Origin of the sequence: Marinagarivorans cellulosilyticus, from assembly GCF_021655555.1 — a bacterium.
Classification (GTDB): Bacteria; Pseudomonadota; Gammaproteobacteria; order Pseudomonadales; family Cellvibrionaceae; genus Marinagarivorans; species Marinagarivorans cellulosilyticus.
Window position 1 is genome coordinate 2,272,989 of sequence record NZ_AP023086.1, and the last position, 25,169, is coordinate 2,298,157.

The following is a 25,169-nucleotide window of genomic DNA, read 5'->3' on the forward strand; positions in this document are numbered from 1 at the left end:
CGTATTCGGAGAAATTTATGAATCAAGCCATGTTTAATGAAGAGGTGTTTAATGAAGAAGTGTTTAGTGAAAAATTATTCAGTAACAAAGTGTTTAGTGAAAGTGCTTATGCCACGTTATTTTTGTCTTCAATCAGCAAGTGGTTTTTTGCCGCCGTTACGGCTGGTGTCACGACGATTGCTTTGGTAGCGCTTATGCATATTTTGATAGTGGCTCCCAAGTTGGAGGCACCTATTATTGTAGATCGTCCAATGCCGAATATTGTGTTAAAAGAACCGATTATTGAAGATCAAAATATTGCGCCTTTACCCCCCAAGCCTGTTGCCGCAGAGCCGGAGCCAGCATTGCCGCCTTTAGTGGCTCAGCAAATTACAGGTGATGAAGGTGGTTATACCCCAGTTGCTCCGCCTAAGCCTACTGGTGGCGATAAACTAGCCATTTTACCCAGTAGTTTTCCCGTTGCTCGTATGATGGTGGCGCCAGATTACCCAGCGCGAGCGGCGAACAAAGGTATAGAGGGTTTTGTGGATGTTCGCTTTGATGTTACAAAAACAGGTGCTACCAGCAATATAGAAGTAATATCGGCGCAGCCAGAAAAGATATTTAATAAGTCGGCTGTCAATGCCATTAAGCGTTGGAAGTTCACGCCCTATGAGCGCGATGGCGAGGTGGTAGCCTTTTACGGTATGAGCCGCCGTGTGGTCTTTAGCTTAGAAAACTAGTTACGAAAAATAATACTTTCGAATTTTCAGCGGATGCTCCTGATACCCGTTGCACCCTTGGCGTCGTAAGGCGCCTTTTTTATATTTTTTGCCCGTTTATGCGCAGCGAAGAAGTGAGTCGCGCGCTTTCGCACGCAACTCGCGTTTGGCACTGGTACGCAGTGCTTTATGGCTTTTCTCGTGTACGCCACCTTTGCGTAGCAAAGGGTTTTGCGACACGGTATTGCGGTATTTTTTCAGTACTTTAACCGTCGTAGGTTTTACCTTTTTAGTACTCTTTTTTCGTTTGCTCATGGTTACCCCTTAATGCAAATTACTTGTTTAAGTGTATGAACAATGTCTACCAAGTCGCTTTGGTTATTCATGACATCGTCAATGTTTTTATAAGCCGCTGGAATTTCGTCGATCACACGGCTGTCTTTTCGGCACTCTACGCCGCGTGTTTGTGTCGCTAAATCCTCGCGGGTAAAGCGCTGCCGTGCAGCGCTTCGGCTCATTACGCGGCCTGCCCCGTGGGAGCAGGAGCAAAAAGAATCAGCGTTGCCTAAGCCGCGCACAATAAATGATTTATCGCCCATGCTACCGGGAATAATCCCTAGCTGCCCTCGCTTAGCATTAATAGCGCCTTTGCGAGTAATGTAGAGTGTTTCGCCAAAGTGTTGCTCTTGTTCAACATAATTATGATGGCAGTTAATCGCCTCATGCGTAATGGTGAACTTAGGCAAAAAAGGTTCTATTGCGCGCAGTGTAAGCTTCATCATTTCTTGTCGGTTAATGCGCGCATATTCTTGCGCCCAATTAACGGCAGCCATATAGTCGTGAAAATCGGTTTGCGCCTCATCAAACCATGCGAGGTTTTTATCGATAAGTTTACGCGCTCGATTTTCAATTTGCTTTCGGGCGCGCTCGATAAAATAACTACCAATGGCGTTACCCATGCCGCGGCTGCCAGAATGTAGCATTAACCAAACGTAACCGGCCTCATCAATACACACCTCAATAAAATGGTTGCCACTGCCGAGTGTTGCCATTTGCGTAACCCATAGCGTATCGGCTTTTTTAAGGCGTTTTTTGATGTCTGGATGCGCTTTGGTTATTTTCTCTAGCGATGCGGCGAGTGGATTACAGGCTGCATCGCGTGCACTAATGCGTTTATGTGCTGATAAGCCTACAGGTATTGCACGCTCAATAGCGCTGCGCATAAGGGCTAGGTTATCTGGCAATTGCGTGCTACGTAGCGATAGCTGAATAGCATTCATACCGCAACCAATATCCACGCCAACGGCAGCCGGAATAATTGCGTTGCGTGTTGGAATAACCGAACCCACCGTTGCGCCTACACCCAGATGCACATCGGGCATAGCGGCTACATGAGGGCCCACAATGGGTAATGTCGCGGTATTTTTTAGTTGTGTAATTGCTTTAGGGTCAATAGCGTGGGTATATACCTTAATGGGTACATCGCCTTTGCTATTGGCTTTATTAAATTCTATGAAAACAGGCATTATTTATCCTTCGCGATTATGCGAATAATAGTCAATAGTGCTTTCAGGCTGGTGGGTTTTGTAAACCCTAGATACAAAAATCCCCAGCATTGCCGGGGATTTTGGTCGTATAAGAATACGGTAAGGTCCGGCCTGAAAGCGTGGTGTCTTTCAGGCCTAAGCACAAAAAGACTATGGTTTAGTTCTCGATAAAGTCATGTGTGTGCTCCTCTAGTAAGGTGTGGTTTGGGTAAAACGAATGCCGCGCACTTTAACGGCTAAAATAAAAATGTCAACAAATATCAAATTATTTTTGAAGGTTTGGTTTGTATGTTGTGGCTCCATTAACGCTTTTACAGCGAAACGGTGGTGTATGCCACTGCTACTTATTTTTTATTTGCGTGTAATCTTTGGTTTTTTGCGTTTGGGGTAACATGCTTTGCACAGTGGGCAAACGGTGCCATCACAGCCCCTTGCTGTACAAAATTCACGGCCATAAAAAATAAATTGTAAATGCAGTTTGTTCCAAAATTCGGCGGGGTATAGGCGTTTGAGGTCTTTTTCGGTTTGTTCTACATTTTTGCCTGTTGTTAAGCCCCAGCGCTGTGCGAGGCGATGGATGTGAGTATCCACAGGAAATGCCGGCACACCAAACGCTTGCGCCATAACAACGCTAGCGGTTTTGTGGCCTACGCCGGGCAGTGCCTCTAATGCTTCAAAGCTTTGCGGTACTTCGCCGTTATATTTTGCGACCAATATTTTTGAAAGTTCACTTATCGCTTTAGATTTTCGAGGCGATAGACCGCATGGGCGAATAACCGCTTGAATATCGGCTACTGGAACATGTTGCATATCGAACGGGTTATCGGCTAATTGCCATAACAGTGGGGTGATTAAGTTGACGCGAGCATCAGTGCACTGTGCTGACAATAATACAGCAACTAAAAGCGTGTAAGGGCCTTTATGGTCTAGCGGGATAGGCGTTTCTGGGTAGTGTGCATTGAGCGTATTGAACACTAAGTCAACACGCTCGGCTTTGGTAAGGTTTTTTATTGGATCGTGTAATGCTTGTTCGCTCATGAAAACGCCATTAGCTAGAGGGCATCTCTAAAAATGCACTTTTTCCGCGATAGCTGCTTACAGGTTTTTGCTCCTCGACATTCGGCTCCTGCAATGTCTAATAAGGTGTTTCCTGCACCGATGCTAAACCTGTATTCAGCCCATCCATGGACATTAGCTCCGTTCTCGAGTCCTCATTTACACCAAGTAAACTGCGGCTCTCCGAGCGGTTCTTCCTTGCTCTCACAAAAAAATTACTATTTTTAGCGGTGCCCTAGAGTGGTGTGTAGCGCGAAAGCTTACCGCAGAGGCCTTGCGCGCATTAGGATTTAAAGGTTAGCCAAGCGTCTGCACAAAGGCTTTGATTCGTTGTGCTGCTTCAATGCACTGTGCAACCGGGGCGACTAAAGCCATGCGAATGTAATTTTCGCCTGGGTTTCCGTTGGGGGTATGGCGGGCCAAGTATTGCCCCGGTAAAACGGTAATATTTTGTTGCGCATAAAGCCCTTGGGCAAAGTCAGTATCCAAAATGGGTGTTTTTGGCCACAGGTAAAAGCTGGCCTGTGGAATATTGACCGGTAATACAGGGTTAAGTATTTCGGTGACTTGTGTGAATTTTTGTCGGTATAAATCGCGGTTTGCTTTTACGTGCGTCTCGTCTTGCCATGCGGCAATGCTGGCGAGTTGAGTGGGTACGGGTAATGCGCAGCCATGATAAGTACGGTACTTTAAAAAGGCTTGTAACACGCTCGCGTCGCCCGCCACAAAGCCTGAGCGCAAGCCTGGTAAATTGGAACGCTTTGAAAGGCTATGGAAAACAACGGCGTTTTTAAAGTCGGAGCGGCCGCTGTTAACACAGGCTTCTAATAATCCTACTGGCGGTTTGCTCTCATCAAAATAGAGTTCGCTATAGCATTCATCGCTGGCAATAATAAAGTTGTATTTTTCGGCAAGTTCGAGCGCTTTGATTAAGTACGCTTGATCCATAACCGCCCCAGTGGGGTTGCCTGGGCTGCACAAAAATAAAAGCTGGCATTCTTGCCATGTTTTTTCGCTAACACTATCAAGCTCGGGTAAAAAACCGTTGTCTTCGGTGCAGTTTAAAAATACAGGCTCTGCGCCGGCTAAAATGGCCGCGCCTTCGTAAATTTGATAAAACGGGTTTGGCATTAAGACTTTAGGCGCCTTTTGTGTTCTATCGATAATTGCTTGGGTAAAAGCAAATAAGGCCTCGCGAGTGCCTGCAACAGGTAATGCTTGGCTTTCAAAATCGAGGGCGCTATTGAGTTTAAAGCGCGTATTGGCCCAAGTACTAATGGCTTGCCTAAGTTCGGGTAGGCCTTTGGTTAGCGGGTATTGCGTGAGTGTATTTAGGTTGTTGCTGAGCGCCTCTAATGCGAATGTTGGTGGCGTATGTTTGGGCTCGCCGATGGATAGGGGGATGTGCTCTAGTGATGCCGGTGGCGTTATGCCATCTTTTAATGCTGCGAGTTTTTCAAAAGGGTAGGGCTGTAAGGCCGATAATGCGTCGTTCATAGTAATGAGAGCTATAAAAATGATTGTAAAGCGGTGATGTTCACCGCCATTTAATTAGGCGTTATTGTGATTGTTCAACTTGCTGATCCAGCTCTTGGCAGATAGCTCGCTGTAAGTCTTCACACAACTTGTCATCACTTAATGGGTCGCCATTTTGATCGGTGATAAAAAATACGTCTTCGACCCGCTCGCCTAAAGTAGAAATTTTTGCATTACACAGTTGAATGTCGTACTCCATAAAAATACGGCCAATGGTGGCTAATAAACTGTGCCGGTCTGGGCTAATTACTTCTAGTGTTGTGAAGCTAGCGCCTTCCGGTGTTTGCATTTTGGTGCGGGTGGGAATAGGGAACTGTTTTAGCAGGCGTGGTGTGCGCTTTTTAATAACGTCAGAATATTCGCCTTTGGTGACAAAGCTTAGCTCTTGAATTAAGGCATCTATAATTTTTTGCTGTTTTGAGCTGCCATCTTCTACCGGTTGATCATTTTCGTCGAGCACGTAAAAGGTATCGATAGTGTAGCGGCTATTGGTGTTGTAAATGCGCGCATCGTGAATGTTTAGGCCAAGTTGCGCAAAGACAGTGGCGGCAGCTAAAAAGATATTGCCTTGGTCGGGGACGCGAATAAAAACTTGCGTGGCACCGCCCCATTGTTGGCTTGTATCGTCTTTTACTAAGATTAAAGGCGTGTCGCTATTGTGTTCGATAATGGCTTCTGTTTGCCAAGCGATATCATTGTGGCCTTCGCGTAGAAAATATTCGTCGCCCATATCTTGCCATAGCGCTATGGCTTTATCGGTAGAGACATGCTTATCTTTAAGCTTGTTAAGGGCTTGTTGCTTGGTGTCTTCTATTTGGTCGGCTTGGTCTATGGTATTTTCTAAGCCGCGGCGTAACGCGCGTTTTGTTTCGGCGTAAAGTTGGCGCATAAGGCTGGCGCGCCAGCTATTCCAAATGTCGGGGTTGGTGCCGTTCATATCGGCCACGGTAAGTGCGTACAGGTAATCTAAGTAGCGCTGGTTGCCCACTTTTAAGGCGAATTCATGAATAACATCGGAGTCGCTAATATCTTGCTTTTGCGAAACGTAAGACATTAATAAATGGCTTTGCACTAACCAAGCAAGCAGTTTGATATCGCCGCTGGATAACCCGTGACTTTGACCGAAGGTAATGGCATCTTCCGCACCAAGCGTTGAGTGGTCGCCCCCGCGGCCTTTGCCAATATCGTGAAATAAACCGGCTAAATACAGTATTTCGGGTTTATCCATGCGTTTAAGAATATGCGCCGCAATAGGGAATTCTTGCTCGGCATCTGGTGCGCTAAAGTTACACATCTTTTGGATGACCAGCAATGTGTGATCGTCCACGGTATAGCGGTGGAATAAGTCGTGCTGCATTTGACCAATGATTTTGCCAAATGCCGGCAGGTAGCGCCCAAGAATGTTGTAGCGCTTCATTCGCTTTAGCTGAGTGATTAAGCCTTGCCCGCTCTTAAATAGCTGCAAAAAAAGCTGTTTGTTGGTTGGGTCGTTACGAAAGTTGTCATCAACTAAAAAACGGTGCTCATTAATTAGGCGAATCGTATTTGTGCGCACCCCTCTTATGCTGGGGGTAGTGCCTAGAATAACGAAGATCTCAAGTAATGCTGACGGGTTTTGAGCAAAGACTTTCTTGTGGGTTACTTCTATGTAGTTGTCATGCAGCTGAAAATTAGCATTAATTTGCTGGATGTTTGGTTCGTGATCACGCTCATGAATTTTTTCATTGAGGTTTTGCAATAACACGTCGTTAAGCTCGCGCAGGGCTAAAACAGCGCGGTAGTAAGTGCGCATGAACTGCTCTACGGCTAAACCTTTGTCGTTATCTTCGTAGCCAAAAATTTGGGCAAGTTCGCGCTGATATTCAAAAAGTAAGCGGTCGTCGGGGCGGCCTGCAACACAGTGCAACGCATAGCGAATGCGCCACAGGGTTGTTTCGCAGCTGTGTAATACGCCAAATTCGTATTCTGTAAAAAAGCCTTTGTTTTGTAGTTGCCCTAGCGTTTTTACGCCGTAGTAGCGCTTGGCGACCCAGTGAATAGTTTGAATGTCGCGCAAACCACCAGGGGAGTTTTTAATGTTGGGCTCTAAGTTGTACTCGCTATCGTTGTGTTTTGCGTGGCGCTCAATTTGCTCGTCGAATTTAGCGTGATAGAACTCGCTGGCAGACCACATGTGAGTGCTGGATGTTAATGTCTGTAATTGATCGCGAAGTAAATCGTTACCACAAATGCGGCGAGAGTCTTGCAGGTTGGTGGCAACGGTGATGTCGTTGCGCGCAAGTTCCACGCATTGAGAAATTGTGCGCACGCTACTGCCGATATCCAGCCCCATGTCCCAGCAAAGGGTAATAAACTGTTGCAGTTCTTCGGCGTATTTTCCGTCGGCAGATTCGTCCAATAATATTAAAATGTCGACATCAGATTTGGGGTGTAGCTCGCCGCGGCCATAACCGCCAACAGCGAGTAGGGCAATGTCATCATCAAAACTATTTTGATACCAAGCGTAATGCAATAAAACATCAATAAACACTGCGCGCTCGGAAACAAGGTAGCGCACATCTTCGCTTTCTAAAAAGCGATTTTGAAAATGCTCATTTACGCCAGCGATGGCGTCTTTGAAAACTTTAACTGAAGGCTTTGTTTCTAAGTCTTTACGAAAACGTTGTTGGTTAAAACACAGGGGTTGGCAGGCATAAATGGGCACGTGTGCAGTCATTTTAGAATGACTCTTCCTTGCGAGCGGTTAACACCTCTACGCCATCGGCTGTTACGGCTAAGGTGTGTTCCCACTGTGCAGATAGGCGACTGTCTTTGGTTTCTACTGTCCAGCCATCCTTTTTCAATTTTGTAGCGGCTTTGCCTGCGTTAATCATAGGTTCGATGGTGAAGGTCATACCTTCTTTAACGGTAAAGCCTGTGTTGGGTTTTCCGTAGTGAACAACTTGCGGTTCTTCGTGGAAAACTTTGCCAATGCCGTGGCCGCAGTATTCGCGTACGACTGAGTAAAAATTCTTTTCGGCGTGCGTTTGAATTACGTGGCCGATATCGCCTAAGCGTGCGCCCGGTTTAACTAACTCAATACCTTTGTATAGGCACTCTTGAGTGATTTTGCACAGACGGTCTGCATGGGGCGCTACTTTACCGACGTAAAACATTTTGCTGGTGTCGCCGTGGTAGCCATCAAAAATAACGGTGATATCAATATTAATGATATCGCCTTCTTTTAACGTTTTTTTGTCTGATGGAATACCGTGACACACAACTTGGTTAACCGACGTGCAAATAGATTTGGGAAACCCTTTGTAGTTAAGCGGCGCGGGAATCGCTTTTTGTTCTTGCGTGATGTAATCGTGGCAAATGCGGTCTAGCTCCGCTGTTGTTACCCCTGGTTTGACGTAGTCGCCAATCATCTCGAGGACCTCAGCGGCCATACGACCAGCCACGCGCATTTTTTGAATTTCTTCAGGTGTTTTGATGGTAACAGTCATGACGAACCTTGGTTGACAAGCAAATAGGCTGCATTTTAAACGATGTGGCGGCGTACCGCACCTTTCGTTTGGCGGTATAGCCCTTGTTCTTTATAGGGTTTTTCGCTCGACTAGGTCGTTTGTGATAAGCTCGCGGCCTACTTTTACAGGCCATAATCACGTAATGAAACACATACATATTCTAGGTATTTGCGGCACCTTCATGGGTAGCCTTGCGCAACTGGCTAAAGCATTGGGGTACCGTGTGACAGGCTCTGATGTGAATGTTTACCCCCCGATGAGTACGCAGTTGCGCGCTGCGGGTATTGAAATATTTGAAGGTTGGGGCTTGGAGCAATTAAAGCCTGCGCCAGATATGGTTGTGGTGGGTAATGTCATCAGCCGCGGAAACCCAGTAATGGAGGCGATTCTTAATCAAATGTTGCCTTATACTTCTGGCCCGCAATGGCTGGCTGAGCATGTGTTACAAGGGCGCTGGGTTATGGCGGTTGCCGGTACACACGGAAAAACAACCACCGCAAGTATGCTTGCGTGTATGTTAGAAAATGCTGATATGGCACCAGGCTTTTTAATTGGTGGCGTTCCTTTGAATTTTGATGTCTCTGCGCGCTTGGGTGATTCTGACTTTTTTGTGATAGAAGCCGACGAGTACGACAGTGCCTTTTTCGATAAGCGTTCTAAGTTTGTACATTACCGCCCGCACACGCTAGTGATGAACAACTTAGAATATGATCACGCGGATATTTTCCCAGACTTGGCCGCCATTGAACGTCAATTTCACCATGTGGTGCGTACCGTGCCACAACATGGCTTGTTGGTTTACCCAGCAAAAGACGAAGCGCTCAAGCGCGTATTAGCCATGGGGCAGTGGACACCAGAGCACACTACTGGCGAGGGCGGCTTGTGGCAGGCGCGCAATGTCGCTGCCGATGGCAGTGCATTTGATGTTTGCTTTGACGGCGCTATGGTTGGCCGTGTGTGCTGGGGTTTAACCGGCGCACATAATGTAAATAACGCGTTGGCTGCAATGGCGGCAGCGCGACATGTCGGGGTCGAGCCTAATATTGCCTGCGAAGCGCTGTGCAGCTTTAGTAGTGTGAAACGCCGTATGGAGCGTTTAGCCTGCGTAAAGGGTGTAACGGTTTACGATGACTTTGCTCATCACCCGACAGCCATTAAAACAACATTGGAAGGCTTGCGCGCGCAAGTGGGCGATGCAGCAATTACTGCGGTGATAGAGCCTCGATCTAATACGATGAAGCAGGGCATTCATCAGCAAACATTAATTGATGCTTGTGATGATGCCAGCCGTGTTTGTTGGTTTCAGCCAGCAGAGCAAGGTTGGTCACTGCAAGCCCTTATTGACGATAGGCATCCGCAGCATGCATGCTTTGATTCAATGGCTGCCCTACTTGAAAACCTTGTTAAAAAGGCTAAGCCGAATGAACATATCGTGATTATGAGTAACGGCGGCTTTGGTGGAATACACCAACGTTTAATTCAACAACTTGACCATTAAAATACTTAAGGAAAAGGAAAAGGAAAAACAATGACGGATAAAATTACATTAGCAATTACTGGTGCCTCTGGCGCGCAATACGGTTTACGCTTATTGGAGTGCGTATTAGCGCAAGGCTGCGATGTGGATTTGTTAATATCCAAAGCGGCCGAAGTGGTGATTAATACTGAAACAGAGCACCACATTCCCTCGGACTTTACACAGCAAGAGGCTTGGGTAAAGCGGCGCTTTGGGTTTTCCAATGGTGTTGTACGCTTATTCAGCCGCGAAGATTGGTTTTGCCCTGCTGCCAGCGGTTCTAGTTCTGCGCGTAAAATGGTGGTTTGCCCCGCTAGCGGCGGCACGCTCTCGGCGATTGCCAATGGCGCCAGTAATAATTTAATTGAACGCGCTGGCGACGTCGCTTTAAAAGAGCGCAGGCAGCTTATTTTAGTCCCCCGCGAGGCCCCTTATTCGCAAGTGCATCTAGAAAACATGCTGAAGCTTACTCAAATGGGCGCGGTGATAATTCCTGCTAGCCCTGGCTTTTATCAAAAACCTAAAAGCATTGAGGATTTAATTGATTTTGTTGTAGCGCGTATTTTGGACCAGCTGGGGTTAGATCAGAAGTTGGTGCCTAAGTGGGGCGAGGTTATAAAGCTTTATTGAGGTGATTGCGTAACAGTTTATTACCTGCTCGTGCGATGCTGCATTTTTTTGGGGCTGACTTCTGGTGAATCGCCTGCTTTTAGTGGGCGCTAGGTCTCAATTGCCGAATAGCTGCTGTGTTTTAATTAACGGGCTAATTACGGCTGTAATTGTATATTCAGTTCAATTACGCTTTGTGAGTGAATATAAACGTTATATATCGCGCGGGTGCATAAATGAATACCCATGTTCTTCTAAACTACAGTGCTTTACTGCTGCTATTGAGCTTTGGTCTGTGTGGATGTGATGGTCAGGATCGCTTTGAAGATTGTTACTTCAATGGTGAGCCAGTCCCAAATTACGAAATCACAGCGTACAATGCAATCACAGGCGAAAAAGTGTGTTGGACTGAATACCGATCGCCGGAATATTTTGGCGATAAAGCTTGGTCATACGAAGGGGCTTGTGAATATGGTTTCGAGGATGGCGAGCATTCTTTTGTTTCCAATATCACAGTAACGGCTCCAGGTTTCGAGGCTCAAACTCTCGAAAATTCCCCCAAACCTACAGATTATTTATGCGTATTGGAAGGCGAGCAAACGGTTGTGGACTTCTATTTGGCTCCCAGTGCTATTTAGTGAGTGTGATAGATTTACCGAGCAGGTTTGAGGTTGCCTATAAGCTTGCCGCTCGCTCAATTGGGTTAGATGGCTTGGCGTATTTGCTGCCTTCCGAACTTTTGGGAGTCCTTAGCGAAATCACAGCCAGAATATTGCTTCATGCTAAATAGTGACGATCAATAGTTGTTTAGCGATAAAGAATAGGCACCTGTTTGAGAGCCTATTTAGTCGGAGTGTAAACGACGCGGCTAAATAATAGCCGCGTCATGTTATCAGTCGATTTACAGCGATTGGGCATACCAATCTGATGCCATGTTGCGTATTTACAATTGTACTGGTAAACAACTAGCCGGCTAGCGGGTTGGCAAACAGTAATAGCATGCCTGTTGCTACCGCTAGCATTGGTACTGCATCCAGTAAGCCAGACATTAATAGTGCACGCACTTGTAGCTCGTTCGCTATGTGTGGCTGCCTTGCGGCGCCTTCTAAAAATTTCGCGCCCACTTGACCCACGCCTAAACCAGATCCTATAGCGGCGCCGGCGATTAAAATGGCTGCGCCTAAGGTGCTAGCGGCACCGATTAATTCAAGACTCATATTCTATCCCTCTGTGTTGTGTGAATTGCTGTGCGAGTAAAGTAGGGCTTAGCTTATTGTGTTTTCCAATGTTTGATAATTGCCCAATTATTGATAATACTGTTCTTAAATGTGAACAATGGTGGGTTTTATGAGTCGTTGGGAAGGGATTGAAGAGTTTGTGGCGGTGGTGGATTACGGTACTTTCTCGGCGGCGGCGCGTGCCTTGGGTGTATCCAAAAGCCATATTAGCCAGCAGGTTAGTCGGTTAGAGGGGCGTTTAGGTAGCCGCTTATTGCACCGCACGACTCGCAAAACAAGCCTTACTGAAACAGGGCTTATTTTTTATCGCCAATGCCAGCAGGTAATGGAAGATCTAGAAGCTGCAGAGCGCTCAGTTAGTCAAGCGCAGCAGTTGGTTAAGGGACAGCTTAAAATATGTTCGCCGCATTGGTTGGGCGAAGTGCTGTTGATTCCTGCCATTGCGGAATTTATGCGTATACACCCCGAGTTGGAAGTGCGATTGGAAATTAGCAGTCGTAAGGTTGATCTTATCGACGGTGATTTTGATGTAGCTATTCAGGTAGGTGTGCGGAATGATGTAAATGTGGTGAATCAAAAATTGGCGGCTACACGCTTTTTTGTGGTGGCTAGCCCTGATTATTTACAAAATAGGCCCGCAATTAAATCTCCTCAGGATATTCACTTGCATCAAACGCTATTGTTTGAAGATAGAGGCTTTAGCAAACCGTGGAAATTAATTAACCCTACTAATCAACGTGACGAATCACTAAGGGTTAAAAGCCACTGGCGAAGTAATAGTGGCCATGCTTTGCGAGCGGCGGCGAAGCAAGGCTTGGGGCTAGCGTATTTGCCAGACTATTACTTGGTTGATGATGTTGAATCTGGTCAACTCGTTGTACTAATACCCGAGTGGACAACGCTGATTCGGCACATAGTGGCGATTTACCAGCACAAAGAAAATGTATCGACCAAAATAAAATTATTTACCGAATTTCTGAAGGGCTATTTTGGTTGAGAGCAGCACCGGCTTAATTTGTTTGGCTCGGTGAAAGGGTTGTGACTGAGTGGCGTGTATTTCCTGAAACAAAAAAGGGCCTGCATTTGCAGGCCCTTTTTATATAAAAAATATAGAAACTATTCAGCCATAAAAAAATGGCTATTAATATTCCATCATTAGTTCTTCAAACCCTGCTTGCCTAACGGGTAAGTACACTTCAAGCATACCGGGCGAAAGCTCGCCAAGTTCATTAATGTGCACAAAGTCGTGCGAGCGTGGCCAGCTGTCGATTATTGAGCCGTCAGGTAACTTTAAGCGGCCAATACTGCCGGGCTCGGTTAAACCGAGTTGCTCGGGGTTATGGCAGCCGCCACAGGTTAAACCGCTCGCGCGCGCGAGTACTTGCTCTACTTCCAGTGGTGAACCATCGGCGTTTCGGCGGCCTTCTATAGCGAACATCATCTCGTTACCGAAGGGTGAACCTAATTGACCACCGAAGTGCATACGGTAGTCATTTTCTTGCAGTTCTGGCCCACCGGCATGACTTTGCCCGTGGTTAAATTGCTCGGCTGTAGTGAGCTTTAGCTCGCCAAAGCTTTCGGAGGTTAAATCATCAATTGCTTGCCAGAATGTATTTTGAAAATCCATAGCGGCAAAAGCCAAAGGTGATCCGCTAAAGGGCAGGTTAGGGTTAAAGAGTTCGCCGAAGGGGTTTTCTTTAACGCTTACGGTCTCGGCATAAATTGCACAACCATTAGCCGCACAGGTATCTACCAGTTTATGTTCTTTTAGTAACCATTCGCCGCCAACAAACTGGTTGGTGCGAATTTGGCCGCTTTCTTCAAAGAAGTGCTCCGGTGATAAAATAGCGTAAGGGTCGAATTCGCTACCCATAACAAATTCGACAATGCGATGTGCTTTTTCTTGTTCCGGCAGTTGCGCCACATCTTGCCAAAATTGAACCGACGGTGCGCAGCCATGAATATCCCCAGGTGTTGGGTTGGGTACGCGCGCTTCTAAATTTAGAAATTTACGCGTTTCCATATTATCTTGCAGGGCGAATACTAAGCGGTGTTCGCCGCAGTCTTGCCAGTTTTCTTTGCGTAAATCGAAGCGATTAACGATGGCGGTTAAGCGGTAGCGGTCCATTTCGACTTGGGTGGCAAAGTCGTCGAAAAAAGCGATATCCGTTTCTGGCCTGTCGCACACAATGGGGAAGCCATTAATTTCGCCGGTGCAGAAAAACGGTAAGCCAAATACCGAGTTAGAACGTTGCGAATCCCATAGCTGGCGGAACAATTGCACCGCTGGATCTGGGGCAAAGGGTTGCGGTGCAACTTCGGCTAAGCGCATAAAGGCGCTGTGTAAGGTAATGCCGGTTTGGGCTAATACAGCGGGGTCGTTGATAATGACATTGTCAAAACCTACTGCACTGGCACTGCCTTGTGGGCTGATTACTATTTCGAACCAGTTGCTGGAAATATCGCTGTCCATGAAGTGGATACGTACAGGAATACGGAAAGTACGCAGGCGCTCTTCTGGGCGGATGTGAATGATTAATCGATTGAAATTATTAAAAATATCAACCTTCTCTTGATCTGAAAATTCGCCGATTTCAGCTTGTCTTTCTTGGTGCGGAAATAGGCTGCTGCTTTCAGGGATTGGCAAAAGCGCGCTTAAATCAATTTCGTGTTCTTGTTGCTCGGGTGGGAATTCAGGCGAGGGCTCCGCAATGTGACGTAAGCGAATAGGACTGTTAACCACTTGCGCTGAGCTGACTGGGCAGCCTTCACGTTCGGGGTCCCCTTGTTCCATCGGCACAGCATGTGGTGTATTGGCACATTGGTCGTGCTCATTGGGAACGTTGTCGCTATCGTCGTCGCCCCATGGATCAAGGCACTCAATAGGATTCATCATGTCGGGTGTTTCGAAACATTGTTCGCTAGGGGGAAAAGAGTCTAATTGCGAAACACTGCAGCCCCACTCAGCGTCGTTAGGCCCGTTTACTGGCCACACGAACTCGCCAAAAGGTGTATTAGGGCAGCGGTCATCAATATTTGGGACGTTGTCGACATCATCATCGCGCATTTCTTTTTCAAGTGCGCAGCCCAAATTAGAGTTACGTTTGCCGTTTTCATCAAACTCTTGGTGATCTATATTGGCAAACGGACCGAAATTGTTACCCGCTGAATGGGGGCAGCGATCTAGCTCGTTCTGCACGCCATCCATATCCGCATCAAAATCATGATCGGCGCAGCCATTGGATTGCCAAAAGCCAAAGGCTTGCGGGCAAAGGTCTTCCCCGTTTATCACTTTGTCGCCATCGCTATCGAGCCTATCCCAATCGTTACAGCCTTCGCCATCTAAAAAGGCAGAACCGTTGCTCATGGGGCAGCGATCTTTACCGTTAATGATACCGTCGCTATCGTCATCTTTTAGGTCAGATATGAAGCAACCGCGTTCTTCAGTTTCAATGCCGTAGTTGCCATCCATAGGGCGGCGGGTGTAGGCGCATTTGTCGTCAAAATCGTGAACCTGATCGTTATCTTTATCTTCCCATATACCGTCTAAAGACCGAGTGTTGGAATCGGTTCGTCGTGTTGTGAATTTTGTGGGGCAGCCGTTGTGGATCAGTAAGCCCGCTTCTTCTGGGCAGGCGTCCAGATGGCGTGGAATACCGTCGATAAATGGACCGTTTGAGAACTCAGTGTCAAACAGTGCCGTGTGATAATCTTCATCCACAGCATTACAACCAAAAGCTGTCAGTAACTCCTTTTCGGAACCGTTGTGTAAAAAGGTGCCGTCGCATTGGCCCCATTGGTTCAGTACCCCATCTTGGTCGTCATCGCGTTGGTTGTATTGTTGTGTTGCTGTACAACCATTCTCATCAATAACGTGGCCGAGTGGTGTGGCGGGGCATTGGTCATCCATGCCGGGTATGCCATCTTGATCAATGTCTTCGTATTGAAAGTGAGGCTTGTCATTAACGGTAGTTAGGCAGCCGTTTGGCCCCAGAAGGTCGTTTATCCAGCTTGCGATATCCTGTGGAGTAAGAGGGCAATGATCTTGTTCGTTAGGGATGTGATCACCGTCGTAATCAAAGAAGTCACCAGTGAAGTTGTCGTCTAAGCAGCCGTTAAATAACTTAATGCCGAACTCTTCTGGGCATACATCTAAACCGTTAATAATGCCGTCTTTGTCGTTGTCTTTAAGCTGCAGTGCTGTACACCCATGTTGAGTCCACATCCCTATTCCGTCTGAATTCTGCCAATACAATTCTGGGTTAGGGAAGCTGCTAGAGCAAAGGCTAGAGCCGTTTTCGATTCCGTCACCGCTCGCTTGTTCATCGTAAGTCGAGCAGCCGGATTCATTCACGACAAAATCTTCATCAGCGTAAAATTCAGCGCCAACTGGTTTAGCTGCATTAGGGTGAATAGAGTATGGGCAGTCGTCCTGTATGTCTGGAATGTCGTCGGCATCAAAGTCGCCAAATTGTGGTTTACAGCCTTTTAACTCTACTAGGCCCATGCTGTTTGGGCACAGATCAAAGTCGTTGGGGATTCGGTCTCCGTCATTGTCTTCGCCTATAGCGCAGCCAAAATGAGTAACGACACGGTTAATAGGCGTGCCAGAACAAAGATCGAGAGAGTCTTGAATACCGTCTTGGTCTTCGTCTAATTGCTCTTCTGCGCAGCCATTGTTGTTAGTTATGCGGCCTTCAGCAGTGCCGGGGCAAAAATCTTCACCAGATGGAATGCCGTCACCGTCGAAATCGATTTGCTCATTACTGCACCCGTTGGGGTTGGCTATTGATGTTAGCGGAGTATTCGCACAGATATCGATACGGTTAACAACGCCGTCGTTGTCGTCATCGAGTTGCTGAATGCTGCAACCTGCAATATCGGCGGTTTCATTAGCTGGTGTTTGTGGACAAGCGTCTTCACCTGAGGGAATACCGTCACCATCAAAATCTATTTGACTATCAGCGCAGCCTTCTGCGTTGGGTTGAGTACTTACTGGCGTGTTAGAGCATTGGTCCGCGCCATTCAAAATACCATCGCCATCGTCGTCGAGCTGCTCATAGCTACAGCCTATGGCATCAGTAATGGACAGTGGTAGGGTGTTGGGGCATTGGTCTAGGTTGTCTTCAATGCTATCACCGTCTGTGTCTATAAGTGGGCTATTGATCCAAAAGTGCGCGTGGCTAATTTCTGTCTCACCGGTGTTGTATGTCGTTTGACTGGAAACAGTGTGCTGCCCTGGTGTCAATTGCGCGAGTGAATATGGACTCCCGCCGCGAAAGTCGAAAGGGTAGTAGCCTTCTCTACGTAGGTACCTTTGCTCGAAATTAGGGTCGTCTAAATAAAATAACACTTGAGAGATATTATTTTGTCCGGTTACATCTATAAAAATATACAGCTCATCTTCAGGTGAGAAGTCTGCATTGTTTAGTTTATTTCCTAATGTACGATCAGGGAGGTGGCTAAATGCAATAATAGCCTGCGCTGCGCTGCGTGTTGGGTCGCGAGGGAAGCTGTCTTCATTATTGTTAGTGCCGTCGCCATCGAGGTCCTTATCGCTGTTATCGCCTATTCCGTCTAAGTCAAGATCGTAAGCTTCATTTGGGTCGTCTGGGAATAAATCGTCGGCGTTTAGTATGCCATCGCCGTCGCGGTCGATATTCTCTTGTTCTGGGTCAACAACAAAACTGGCTTCATTAATTTCTGAACTGCCGTCTTTAAAGTACGTAATGGTTACGATGTTATGATTGCCTGCCGCTATCCCTGCTGTGCTAAACGGGGCGCCCCCCCTTAAATCATAAGGGGCATAATTTTCTCGACGGTAATGCCTGCCATTAAAGGTGGGGTCGTCCAAATAAAACAAAATTTTATCGACAGCTGCAATATTTGGTTCGTCTAAAAAAATATAGAGCTGCGCGGTATTGCTAAAAGTCATCGTCGCAATGGGCTCCGCTTCGCTCCTATCTGACTTTAGGCTATAAAGTAATTCTCCTGCATATGCTTGCGGGAGTAATACTGTGGTAGTTATGGCGGTTAAGCTTGCAGACAGCAAGGGCTTGATAAGGCGAGTAATATTCATAAGTGAGTCCTTCTTATGAGGGCGGTCCAAGTTTTTGTTCAGCGTAGGGCTCATGTTGCACTTAATTATTAGTAGTTAGGTTAATGCGCAAGTATGAGTTTCCACGTATTGTCATGTTAACAGAAAATGTTTACATGTAAAGATTTTGAGGGCCAATACTAAAAAGCCGTTAATCACTCTTTAGCCCCATTGGTAAGTTTTCCTCATAACAAATAGAAGATAAAAATGAGAGCTTATATTCTTATCTTCTACTTTGTTAATTGTGCTGTTTTTAAGTCTTTTAGGGAGGGATGTTTAAATGCCTTGCAGGGCGAGCCTTTGGTCCAATTGCAGGCCTTTGTGGCTAAGCTTTTTTTTGAGTATTCATTGAATGGTTCGAGATCTAATCATAATTTGAATACCTTGTGGTTATTGAGCGCCTCTAATTGGTCGAAAATTGAGCTAACCTTAAAGGTGTAAAGCCACAAACGGGCTAAAAATGCGGGGTGTTTGGCACTAAGTGGCATTGGGTTTGGTTTGGTGCTGTAGGCATGATTTACTTACTTAGCAAGTAAACAGTGGGTTTTATAGTCGGTAAAGTCGGCTGTTGCTGAAACTATTGCGTATAGCGCTACAGAGAAGGCTTAAATATTACTGCTTGGGCTGGCTGGAATTCATTAACGATGTGGTTATTTCATGATTAAAAAATATTATTTGCAGTATGGATTTAAACCACTTGGTGCGTTTTGGTCGTCAATTATTCTAGCGGGGTTAACCGCTTGTGGCGGTGGTGGTGGCAGCCCTGCTCAGCCTACTATTATTGCAAGCAGCACAGCTTCGTTAAGCGCCAGTAGCTCGAACTCCAGTGTCGACTCTAACGCTAGTAGTGTGAGCAGTACAGCCGCAGCTAATGTGAGTTTGCAGGGGATGGTGACTTACGATTTGGTTAAGCCTACAGCCAACAATAATGGTCAAATTTATTTGGATTATGCTAATGCTCAAATTGCGCCGGCGCGGGGCGTTACTGTTGAGTTATTGGATAGCTTAAATAACGCTATTGCCTCTACGTCTACAGATAATAATGGTGAATACGCTTTTGTTGTGGCGCCAAACCGGGCGGTAAAAGTACGTGTAAAAGCACAGCTGGATGCCTCTAATTATTCTATCGCTGTAAAAGATAATACCCAAAATAACGCATTATATGTGCTTGATGGTAGCTTGGCAGGCTCGGGTAGTGCTGCAGAGCAAACGCGAAATTTGCACGCTAATTTGGGGTGGAATATTGTAAGCCAAGCCTATTCGTCTGAGCGCCAGTCTGCACCCTTTGCCATTTTAGATTCTTTGTACGACAGCCTAAATATGGTGCTAGCAGCCGATGTGACGGTTAATTTACCGCCTTTAGATGTTTTTTGGAGTGTTAATAATGTGGCGGTAAACGGAAGTTTTAGCGAGGGCAATATTGGCAGTTCTTTATATAGCACGGGCGCTTCAGCTATTTATATTTTGGGGCATGCCAATAACGACACCGATGAATTTGACAACACTGTTGTGCAGCATGAATTTGGTCATTATATAGAAGACAAATTGTCGCGCAGTGAGAGCATTGGAGGGGTACATTACTTAGGGGCACCGGTCGATATGCGGGTGGCCTTTGGTGAGGGCTTTGGTAATGCGTTTGCCGCGATGAGTAGCGGAGAGCCCTTATATCTGGATACTTCTGGTGCTGGGCAGCAATCGGGGTTTGGTTTTAACATAGAAACCAATCGTTTTGGTGGTGGCTATTACAGTGAAGGCGCTATTCACAGCTTGCTATACGATTTGTTTGATAGCGGTAACGAGAGTGGGGATAACATTAGTTTAGGTTTTACGCCCATTCTGGCAGCTTTACGCCACGACGATTACATTACCTTTGATGGTTATACCTCGATTTATGCTTTCTCCAGCGTTTTAAAAAGCATCGTGCCCGAAAACGAGTCCCAAATTAACGAGCTGTTAATGGATCAGAATATAGTGGGTACAGGTATGTATGGTGAGGGAGAAACGGCGACTGGCACGGTATCGTTCAGCTTGCCTATTTATCAGCGTTTGGCACTTGGGGAAACAATCGAAGCTTGTAGCAATAATAATTTACAGGAATATAACGGGCTAGAGGTGCGACGCTACGTTTTATTGGAGGTGCCATCGACCGGGACGTATACCATTAGTGCTCAGCGCAAAAGCGGCATTCAGCCCAGCGATCCAGATTTTCAAATGCACCGTGAAGGGACTTGGGCGGGTGCAAGCGAAGGGCCTTCGGCAAATATAGAGAACTGGACAAAACGGTTGGAGCAAGGGGTTTATGCGTTGAACGTTTATGATGCCTTTAATACCGATGAAGATGATAGTACCGGCGGACTCGTCTGCTTTAATGTGACTCTTAACTAAGGTGCCGGTTATGTCGAAAATAACAACTAGGTTCTACTTTAAACTGCAGGTTGCATGTTTTTTTGCTGCTAGCGTTATGTGTGCACAAAGCCATGCGGCAGAAGTGGTTAACGGCCACAAAGTGGCTGCCCAGGTACAAGCTAAGGCTGCTTATGTTAAGCCTGGTGCGCCGGTTCGCTTGATGAGCCCTGCCGAATTCACCTTAGAAGAGGGCGATGCTCTTCCCCTTGAGGTCGAACTGAGTACGCAGCCGTTAGGGGAAACCGTAGTGAAGCTAAGCTCACAAAGTGGCTTGTTGCTGGCTGGGCAAACGCAGTATTCCTCGCAAGGCAAGTCGCGCATTGTTATGCCTTTATCAGTTACAGCTGAGGCTGCGGCGCTGGGCTACGTTCATATTTGGGTGGAGCATACCGGTGTTAGTGGTCAAAAAACGACGCGTGCGCTAGCTATTGCCCTTGATAGCCGGCCCAAACTATTGCCTCTACAATACAAGGCAAAGGTGGCAAAACCTTATGTGGAGATGCAAGCAACAGAGGTTATTCGTTAGTTGTTATGTTGAGCAAGCGGCATACTTTGCCGTTTTAGCGTTGTTGCTTGCTGGGCGTCTTTATATCCTCCCCTGTCATATCTAGCCGGTTTGAGGGGCCTAGAGCTGGCTTTTACCCTAGCCAGCTATCTAAATTCATGAAATAGCCGTGATGCTTTGGTAGGCGAACCAAAAAGCCTATAGAATGCCGCCATGGATATTACACACCTTACAGACTCACTCAACACTCCTCAGCGCGAAGCAGTATGCGCTAGCCCATGCCATCAATTGATTTTGGCTGGAGCTGGTAGCGGAAAAACGCGCGTTCTAGTGCATCGCATTGCATACCTTATACAGGTGCAAGGCGTAGCACCAAACCAAATAATGGCGGTAACATTTACCAACAAGGCCGCGCGTGAAATGCGCGAGCGTTTACAGCAGTTGCTAGGAGATGTGGGTGGCCCAAATCGTTTCAGTGGTTTGTGGGTGGGCACTTTTCACGGTATTGCACACAGACTATTAAAGATGCACTGGCGTGAAGCCAAGTTACCAGAAAATTTTCAGATTCTCGACAGCGATGATCAGCTTCGGGTGATTAAGCGCGTTTACCAAGCTTTGCAAATTGATGAAAAGCGCTGGCCGCATCGTCAAGCACAATATTTTATTAACGGCAGCAAAGATGAAGGCCTGCGGGCGCAGCACATTCAAGATAGTCACGATCCCTATACGACCACAATGAAAATGATTTACAGCGCGTATGAGGAGGCTTGCCAAAATAGTGGTTTAGTCGACTTTGCCGAGCTGCTGTTGCGCTCACACGAGTTGTGGCTGTCGTCCCCAGAATTGCTAAAACACTACCAAGACCGTTTTGTACATTTGTTGGTGGACGAGTTTCAAGATACCAACAGTGTGCAGTATGCATGGTTGCGGGTGTTAGCGGGTAATGCCTGCTGGGTAACGGGTGTGGGGGATGACGATCAGTCTATTTATGGTTGGCGTGGCGCAAAAATCGAAAACATTCAGCAGTTCGAAAAAGATTTTTCCAATACGGCGGTAACCAAGCTAGAGCAAAACTACCGTTCGACCAATACCATATTAAGTGCTGCCAACGCGGTTATTCAAAATAATAATAGTCGGTTGGGCAAACAACTTTGGACCGAAGATGGTGATGGCGACCCGATAGATTTGTATAGCGCTTTTAATGAGCAGGACGAAGCGCGTTATATTGCCGAATGTATTGAACAGTGGCAAAAAGAGGGTAACTCTTTAGCTTCTTCTGCGGTTTTGTACCGCTCTAATGCTCAATCACGCGTACTGGAAGAAACCTTCTTGCGCGAGGGCATCGCTTACCGGATTTATGGCGGGCAGCGCTTTTATGAGCGCATGGAAATTAAAAATGCCTTAGCTTATGTACGCCTCGTATTAAATCGCCATGACGACCCCGCATTTGAGCGCGTAATTAATACCCCCACACGAGGCATTGGTGAAAAATCACTAGAGGCCTTGCGTTTGACCGCAAGAGAGCAAGGCTGCAGCCTATTTGATGCAGCCGCCGCTTTGCTCGCTAATAATGTATTGCCCGCTCGTGCGGCTAACTGCATAAAAGCATTCTTGGCGTTGCTTGATGAATTGCAAGGTGGTATTGATAGTTTAGGATTGGCTGAGCAAGTTGAGTATGTAATCAACGCCAGTGGTTTATATGAGTTCCATCAAAAGGAAAAAGGCGAGCGCGGGCAGGCCAGGATTGAAAACTTGCAAGAACTTGTAAACGCGTGTCGTGCGTTTAACGCCGAAGATGCAGATCGAGCTCCCATTGCCGAGTTCGTTGATAACGCAGCCTTAGGTTCTGGAGAGCAGCAGGCAGACGAGTATCAGGATGCTGTGCAAATGATGACATTGCACAGTGCAAAGGGGCTTGAGTTCCCGCTGGTATTTATTGCTGGTGTGGAAGAGAATTTATTTCCACATAAAATGTCGGCCGATAGTGCCGAGGGCTTAGAAGAAGAGCGTCGGTTGTGTTATGTCGGCATTACACGCGCAATGAAAAAGCTCGTATTAACGCATGCAGAAAGCCGCCGTTTATACGGTTCGGAAACGTATAATCCGTTGTCGCGATTTATTCGTGAAATACCCGAAAAATGTATTCAAGAAGTTCGCTTAAAAGCCGTCGTTACTCGCCCTGCGAATGTCGCTAATGTGCGCAAAGATAACGCATTAAAAGCTGCATACAGTGATGAAGGTGATGGTGAGTTTAAGCTGGGGCAGCGTGTAGCCCATGCTAAATTTGGCGAGGGGGTAATTTTGCAATTTGAAGGGCGCGGGCCTGGCGCTAGGGTAAATGTGGCTTTTACCGACGCTGGTAGTAAATGGCTGATGATGCAATACGCAAAGCTTCAAGCCGTCGAGCGTTAAGCGATATAGCGACAGAGTAAAACGGGCTTGTGTATTTTGGCGATGCTTTTAGTGTTTTTAAGTGCGTGCCAATATAAAAACTTAATAAGAATAATTTATGCAATCTACAAATAAAACGCTAATTTATCCTTCAATTATTGCTGTCTTAATGCTAGTGGTGGTCGGCTTGACGGGTGGTTTGGTTTTTAAGGGCAAGCAGCTGCCTAAGCATAGCGAGACCGGTCATTCATCCCCTAGTGAGCAAACTGTTTATGAGTGGTCATTGATGACGACTTGGCCTAAGAACTTTCCTGGTTTAGGCGCGGCGCCAGAAAACTTTGCCAAGTTGCTGGATAAAATGAGTAATGGCAGGCTAAAAGTCAAAGTTTATGGTGCCAACCAGTTAGTGCCTGCCATGGGGGTGTTTGGGGCGGTATCATCCGGAAGTGCGCAAATGGGGCACAGCGCGGCGTATTATTGGCGCGGTAAAATTCCGGCAACAGTGTTTTTTACATCAGTCCCCTTCGGCATGACGGCGCAAGAGTTAAACGGTTGGCTTCATTATGGTGGCGGTTTGGCCCTGTGGCGTGAAATCTATGCAGAGCACAATTTAGTCCCTTTTGCTGCGGGCAATACGGGTGTGCAAATGGGCGGCTGGTTTAACAAAGAAATCAATAGTCTTGATGATATTCAGGGCTTAAAAATGCGTATACCAGGAATAGGTGGCGACGTTTTCTCTCGCGCTGGCGGTACGGCTGTTAATATCCCTGGTGGTGAGCTTTATACCGCCTTACAGTCTGGTGTTATCGATGCTACAGAGTGGGTTGGGCCTTATAACGATCTAGCATTCGGTTTTCATCAAATTGCTAAATACTACTATTATCCTGGCTGGCATGAACCTGGCCCAACATTGGAAATTATCGTTAATAAAGAGGCTTACCAAGGCCTACCAGGTGATTTACAAAGCATGATAGAAGCCGCTGCGCGAACAGTGAATCAAGATATGCTAGATGAATATACCGCGCGTAACAATGATGCTTTGGTGGAGTTGGTCAATGAGCATAATGTTGCGGTAAAACCATTTCCAGATGATGTACTAAAGAGTTTTGCGAAAATGAGCGAGCAGCTTTATGGGGAATATGCCGCCAATGACCCGTTATTTAAAAGGGTTTATGAACACTACAGTGATTATCTTTATAAAGTGCGTGGCTATCATATGCTGAGTGAGCAAGCTTATTTGGATGCAAGGGAAGCCGCTTTGCCGCTTTCTTTGCAGCACTAAATACTTAATAAATCTATTGGTGGAGCCTATAAATGGTGATGAAACTACGACGAGGCATGGTTAAATCGACGTTTATTGTTGCGCTGGCTGCAACAGGAGGCTGTGCTAACTTGGGGCAGGTCGCTGATTCTGGCGCGCAATTATCCCAAGCTTTGGGCTATAACCCTGCACAGCTATCGTCTGCTGTAAAAGAGGCGTTGGAATTGAGCGCCGTGCGCGCAACTGACGCTTTAAGTGAAAGTGGCGGTTACGCTAATAATACGCAGTTTAAAATAGTAATGCCGGAAGATATTCAAAATATAGCTAACACCCTGCGTAGCTTTGGTCTTGGTGGGTATATTGATAATGTTGAGGCTTTAATGAACCGTGGCGCTGAAAAAGCAGCCGCACAAGCTAAGCCTTTTTTAATTGATGCAATTAAAAGCATGGATGTCACCGATGCTATTGGGATTGTGCGCGGCGGCGATAGCGCAGCTACTCAGTTTTTTCGATCACAAACAGAAGATGGTATCCGCAAGCGTTACCAAGAAATCGCGAAAGAGCAGCTTGCGCAATTGGGCTTCTATGGTGATTATAAACAGCTATTAAACGCTTACAAACTGGCTCCTATCCCTAATAAACCAGACTTAGACTTGGAGTCTCGCGTTATCAATTTGGGCTTGGACGCATTATTCACCCAAATCGCGGAAGAAGAGAAAAAAATACGAGAAAACCCTGTAGAGCAGGGGAGTGTTTTGCTGGGTTCAGTGTTTGGGCGTTAACTGTTTTTAGGTGTC

18 protein-coding genes are annotated in these 25,169 nt (G+C 46.5%); 10 read left to right on the forward strand and 8 right to left on the reverse strand.

Translation table 11 applies throughout. The features are described from left to right. The first annotated feature begins 17 nt into the window (after positions 1–17). Positions 18–722 carry an energy transducer TonB gene (locus MARGE09_RS08915; protein ID WP_236986983.1) on the forward strand — a complete coding sequence of 235 codons (705 nt, stop codon included), beginning with the start codon at positions 18–20 and terminating at the stop codon, positions 720–722. Between the two features lie 96 nt (positions 723–818). Here MARGE09_RS08915 and MARGE09_RS08920 read toward each other — a convergent pair whose 3' ends face one another. From MARGE09_RS08920 to map, 6 genes are all read right to left on the reverse strand, one after another. Next, complete coding sequence (locus tag MARGE09_RS08920; RefSeq protein ID WP_236986984.1) at positions 819–1,016, reverse strand: hypothetical protein; 198 nt, start codon at positions 1,014–1,016, stop codon at positions 819–821. 2 nt (positions 1,017–1,018) lie between these two features. After that, on the reverse strand, positions 1,019–2,227 hold the full coding sequence (locus MARGE09_RS08925; protein ID WP_236986985.1) for an RtcB family protein: 1,209 nt from the start codon (positions 2,225–2,227) through the stop codon (positions 1,019–1,021). A gap of 372 nt (positions 2,228–2,599) precedes the next feature. Next, on the reverse strand, positions 2,600–3,286 hold the full coding sequence (nth, locus tag MARGE09_RS08930; RefSeq protein ID WP_236986986.1) for an endonuclease III: 687 nt from the start codon (positions 3,284–3,286) through the stop codon (positions 2,600–2,602). Between the two features lie 315 nt (positions 3,287–3,601). Beyond that, positions 3,602–4,801 carry a succinyldiaminopimelate transaminase gene (dapC, locus tag MARGE09_RS08935; protein ID WP_236986987.1) on the reverse strand — a complete coding sequence of 400 codons (1,200 nt, stop codon included), beginning with the start codon at positions 4,799–4,801 and terminating at the stop codon, positions 3,602–3,604. A gap of 61 nt (positions 4,802–4,862) precedes the next feature. Continuing rightward, positions 4,863–7,556, reverse strand: coding sequence for a [protein-PII] uridylyltransferase (locus MARGE09_RS08940; RefSeq protein ID WP_236986988.1), 2,694 nt, complete (start codon positions 7,554–7,556; stop codon positions 4,863–4,865). Between the two features lies 1 nt (position 7,557). After that, positions 7,558–8,328 (reverse strand): type I methionyl aminopeptidase, encoded by a 771-nt coding sequence (gene map / locus MARGE09_RS08945; RefSeq protein ID WP_236986989.1) that lies wholly within the window; start codon positions 8,326–8,328, stop codon positions 7,558–7,560. 163 nt (positions 8,329–8,491) lie between these two features. Between map and mpl the strand changes: the two genes are divergently transcribed. The 3 genes from mpl (at position 8,492) to MARGE09_RS08960 (ending at position 11,112) form a co-directional block, all read left to right on the forward strand. Beyond that, positions 8,492–9,847: a UDP-N-acetylmuramate:L-alanyl-gamma-D-glutamyl-meso-diaminopimelate ligase gene (gene mpl, locus MARGE09_RS08950; RefSeq protein WP_236986990.1), complete on the forward strand. Its 1,356-nt coding sequence runs from the start codon at positions 8,492–8,494 to the stop codon at positions 9,845–9,847. A gap of 30 nt (positions 9,848–9,877) precedes the next feature. Then, on the forward strand, positions 9,878–10,495 hold the full coding sequence (locus tag MARGE09_RS08955; protein WP_236986991.1) for a flavin prenyltransferase UbiX: 618 nt from the start codon (positions 9,878–9,880) through the stop codon (positions 10,493–10,495). Between the two features lie 215 nt (positions 10,496–10,710). Continuing rightward, positions 10,711–11,112 carry a hypothetical protein gene (locus MARGE09_RS08960; RefSeq protein ID WP_236986992.1) on the forward strand — a complete coding sequence of 134 codons (402 nt, stop codon included), beginning with the start codon at positions 10,711–10,713 and terminating at the stop codon, positions 11,110–11,112. Between the two features lie 327 nt (positions 11,113–11,439). On the opposite strand, the gene atpE is transcribed toward MARGE09_RS08960, so the two are convergent. After that, on the reverse strand, positions 11,440–11,691 hold the full coding sequence (gene atpE, locus MARGE09_RS08965; RefSeq protein ID WP_236986993.1) for a F0F1 ATP synthase subunit C: 252 nt from the start codon (positions 11,689–11,691) through the stop codon (positions 11,440–11,442). 130 nt (positions 11,692–11,821) lie between these two features. On the opposite strand from atpE, the gene MARGE09_RS08970 reads away from it, so the two are divergent. Continuing rightward, the gene (locus tag MARGE09_RS08970; RefSeq protein WP_236986994.1) at positions 11,822–12,709 is read left to right on the forward strand and encodes a LysR family transcriptional regulator; all 888 of its coding nucleotides are present in this window, start codon (positions 11,822–11,824) and stop codon (positions 12,707–12,709) included. A 144-nt stretch (positions 12,710–12,853) separates the two neighbouring features. Here MARGE09_RS08970 and MARGE09_RS08975 read toward each other — a convergent pair whose 3' ends face one another. Beyond that, on the reverse strand, positions 12,854–17,791 hold the full coding sequence (locus MARGE09_RS08975) for a thrombospondin type 3 repeat-containing protein (RefSeq protein ID WP_236986995.1): 4,938 nt from the start codon (positions 17,789–17,791) through the stop codon (positions 12,854–12,856). A gap of 675 nt (positions 17,792–18,466) precedes the next feature. Here MARGE09_RS08975 and MARGE09_RS08980 point away from each other — a divergent pair. The 5 genes from MARGE09_RS08980 (at position 18,467) to MARGE09_RS09000 (ending at position 25,154) form a co-directional block, all read left to right on the forward strand. Further along, a complete protein-coding gene (locus MARGE09_RS08980; RefSeq protein ID WP_236986996.1) occupies positions 18,467–20,194 on the forward strand; it encodes a hypothetical protein in 1,728 nt (575 codons plus the stop codon). A 10-nt stretch (positions 20,195–20,204) separates the two neighbouring features. Continuing rightward, positions 20,205–20,741 carry a hypothetical protein gene (locus tag MARGE09_RS08985; protein WP_236986997.1) on the forward strand — a complete coding sequence of 179 codons (537 nt, stop codon included), beginning with the start codon at positions 20,205–20,207 and terminating at the stop codon, positions 20,739–20,741. A 192-nt stretch (positions 20,742–20,933) separates the two neighbouring features. Beyond that, complete coding sequence (uvrD, locus tag MARGE09_RS08990) at positions 20,934–23,132, forward strand: DNA helicase II (RefSeq protein WP_236986998.1); 2,199 nt, start codon at positions 20,934–20,936, stop codon at positions 23,130–23,132. Between the two features lie 97 nt (positions 23,133–23,229). Then, complete coding sequence (locus tag MARGE09_RS08995; RefSeq protein WP_236986999.1) at positions 23,230–24,393, forward strand: TRAP transporter substrate-binding protein; 1,164 nt, start codon at positions 23,230–23,232, stop codon at positions 24,391–24,393. Positions 24,394–24,425: 32 nt separating this feature from the next. Further along, on the forward strand, positions 24,426–25,154 hold the full coding sequence (locus tag MARGE09_RS09000) for a DUF4197 domain-containing protein (protein WP_236987000.1): 729 nt from the start codon (positions 24,426–24,428) through the stop codon (positions 25,152–25,154). Positions 25,155–25,169: the final 15 nt, after the last annotated feature.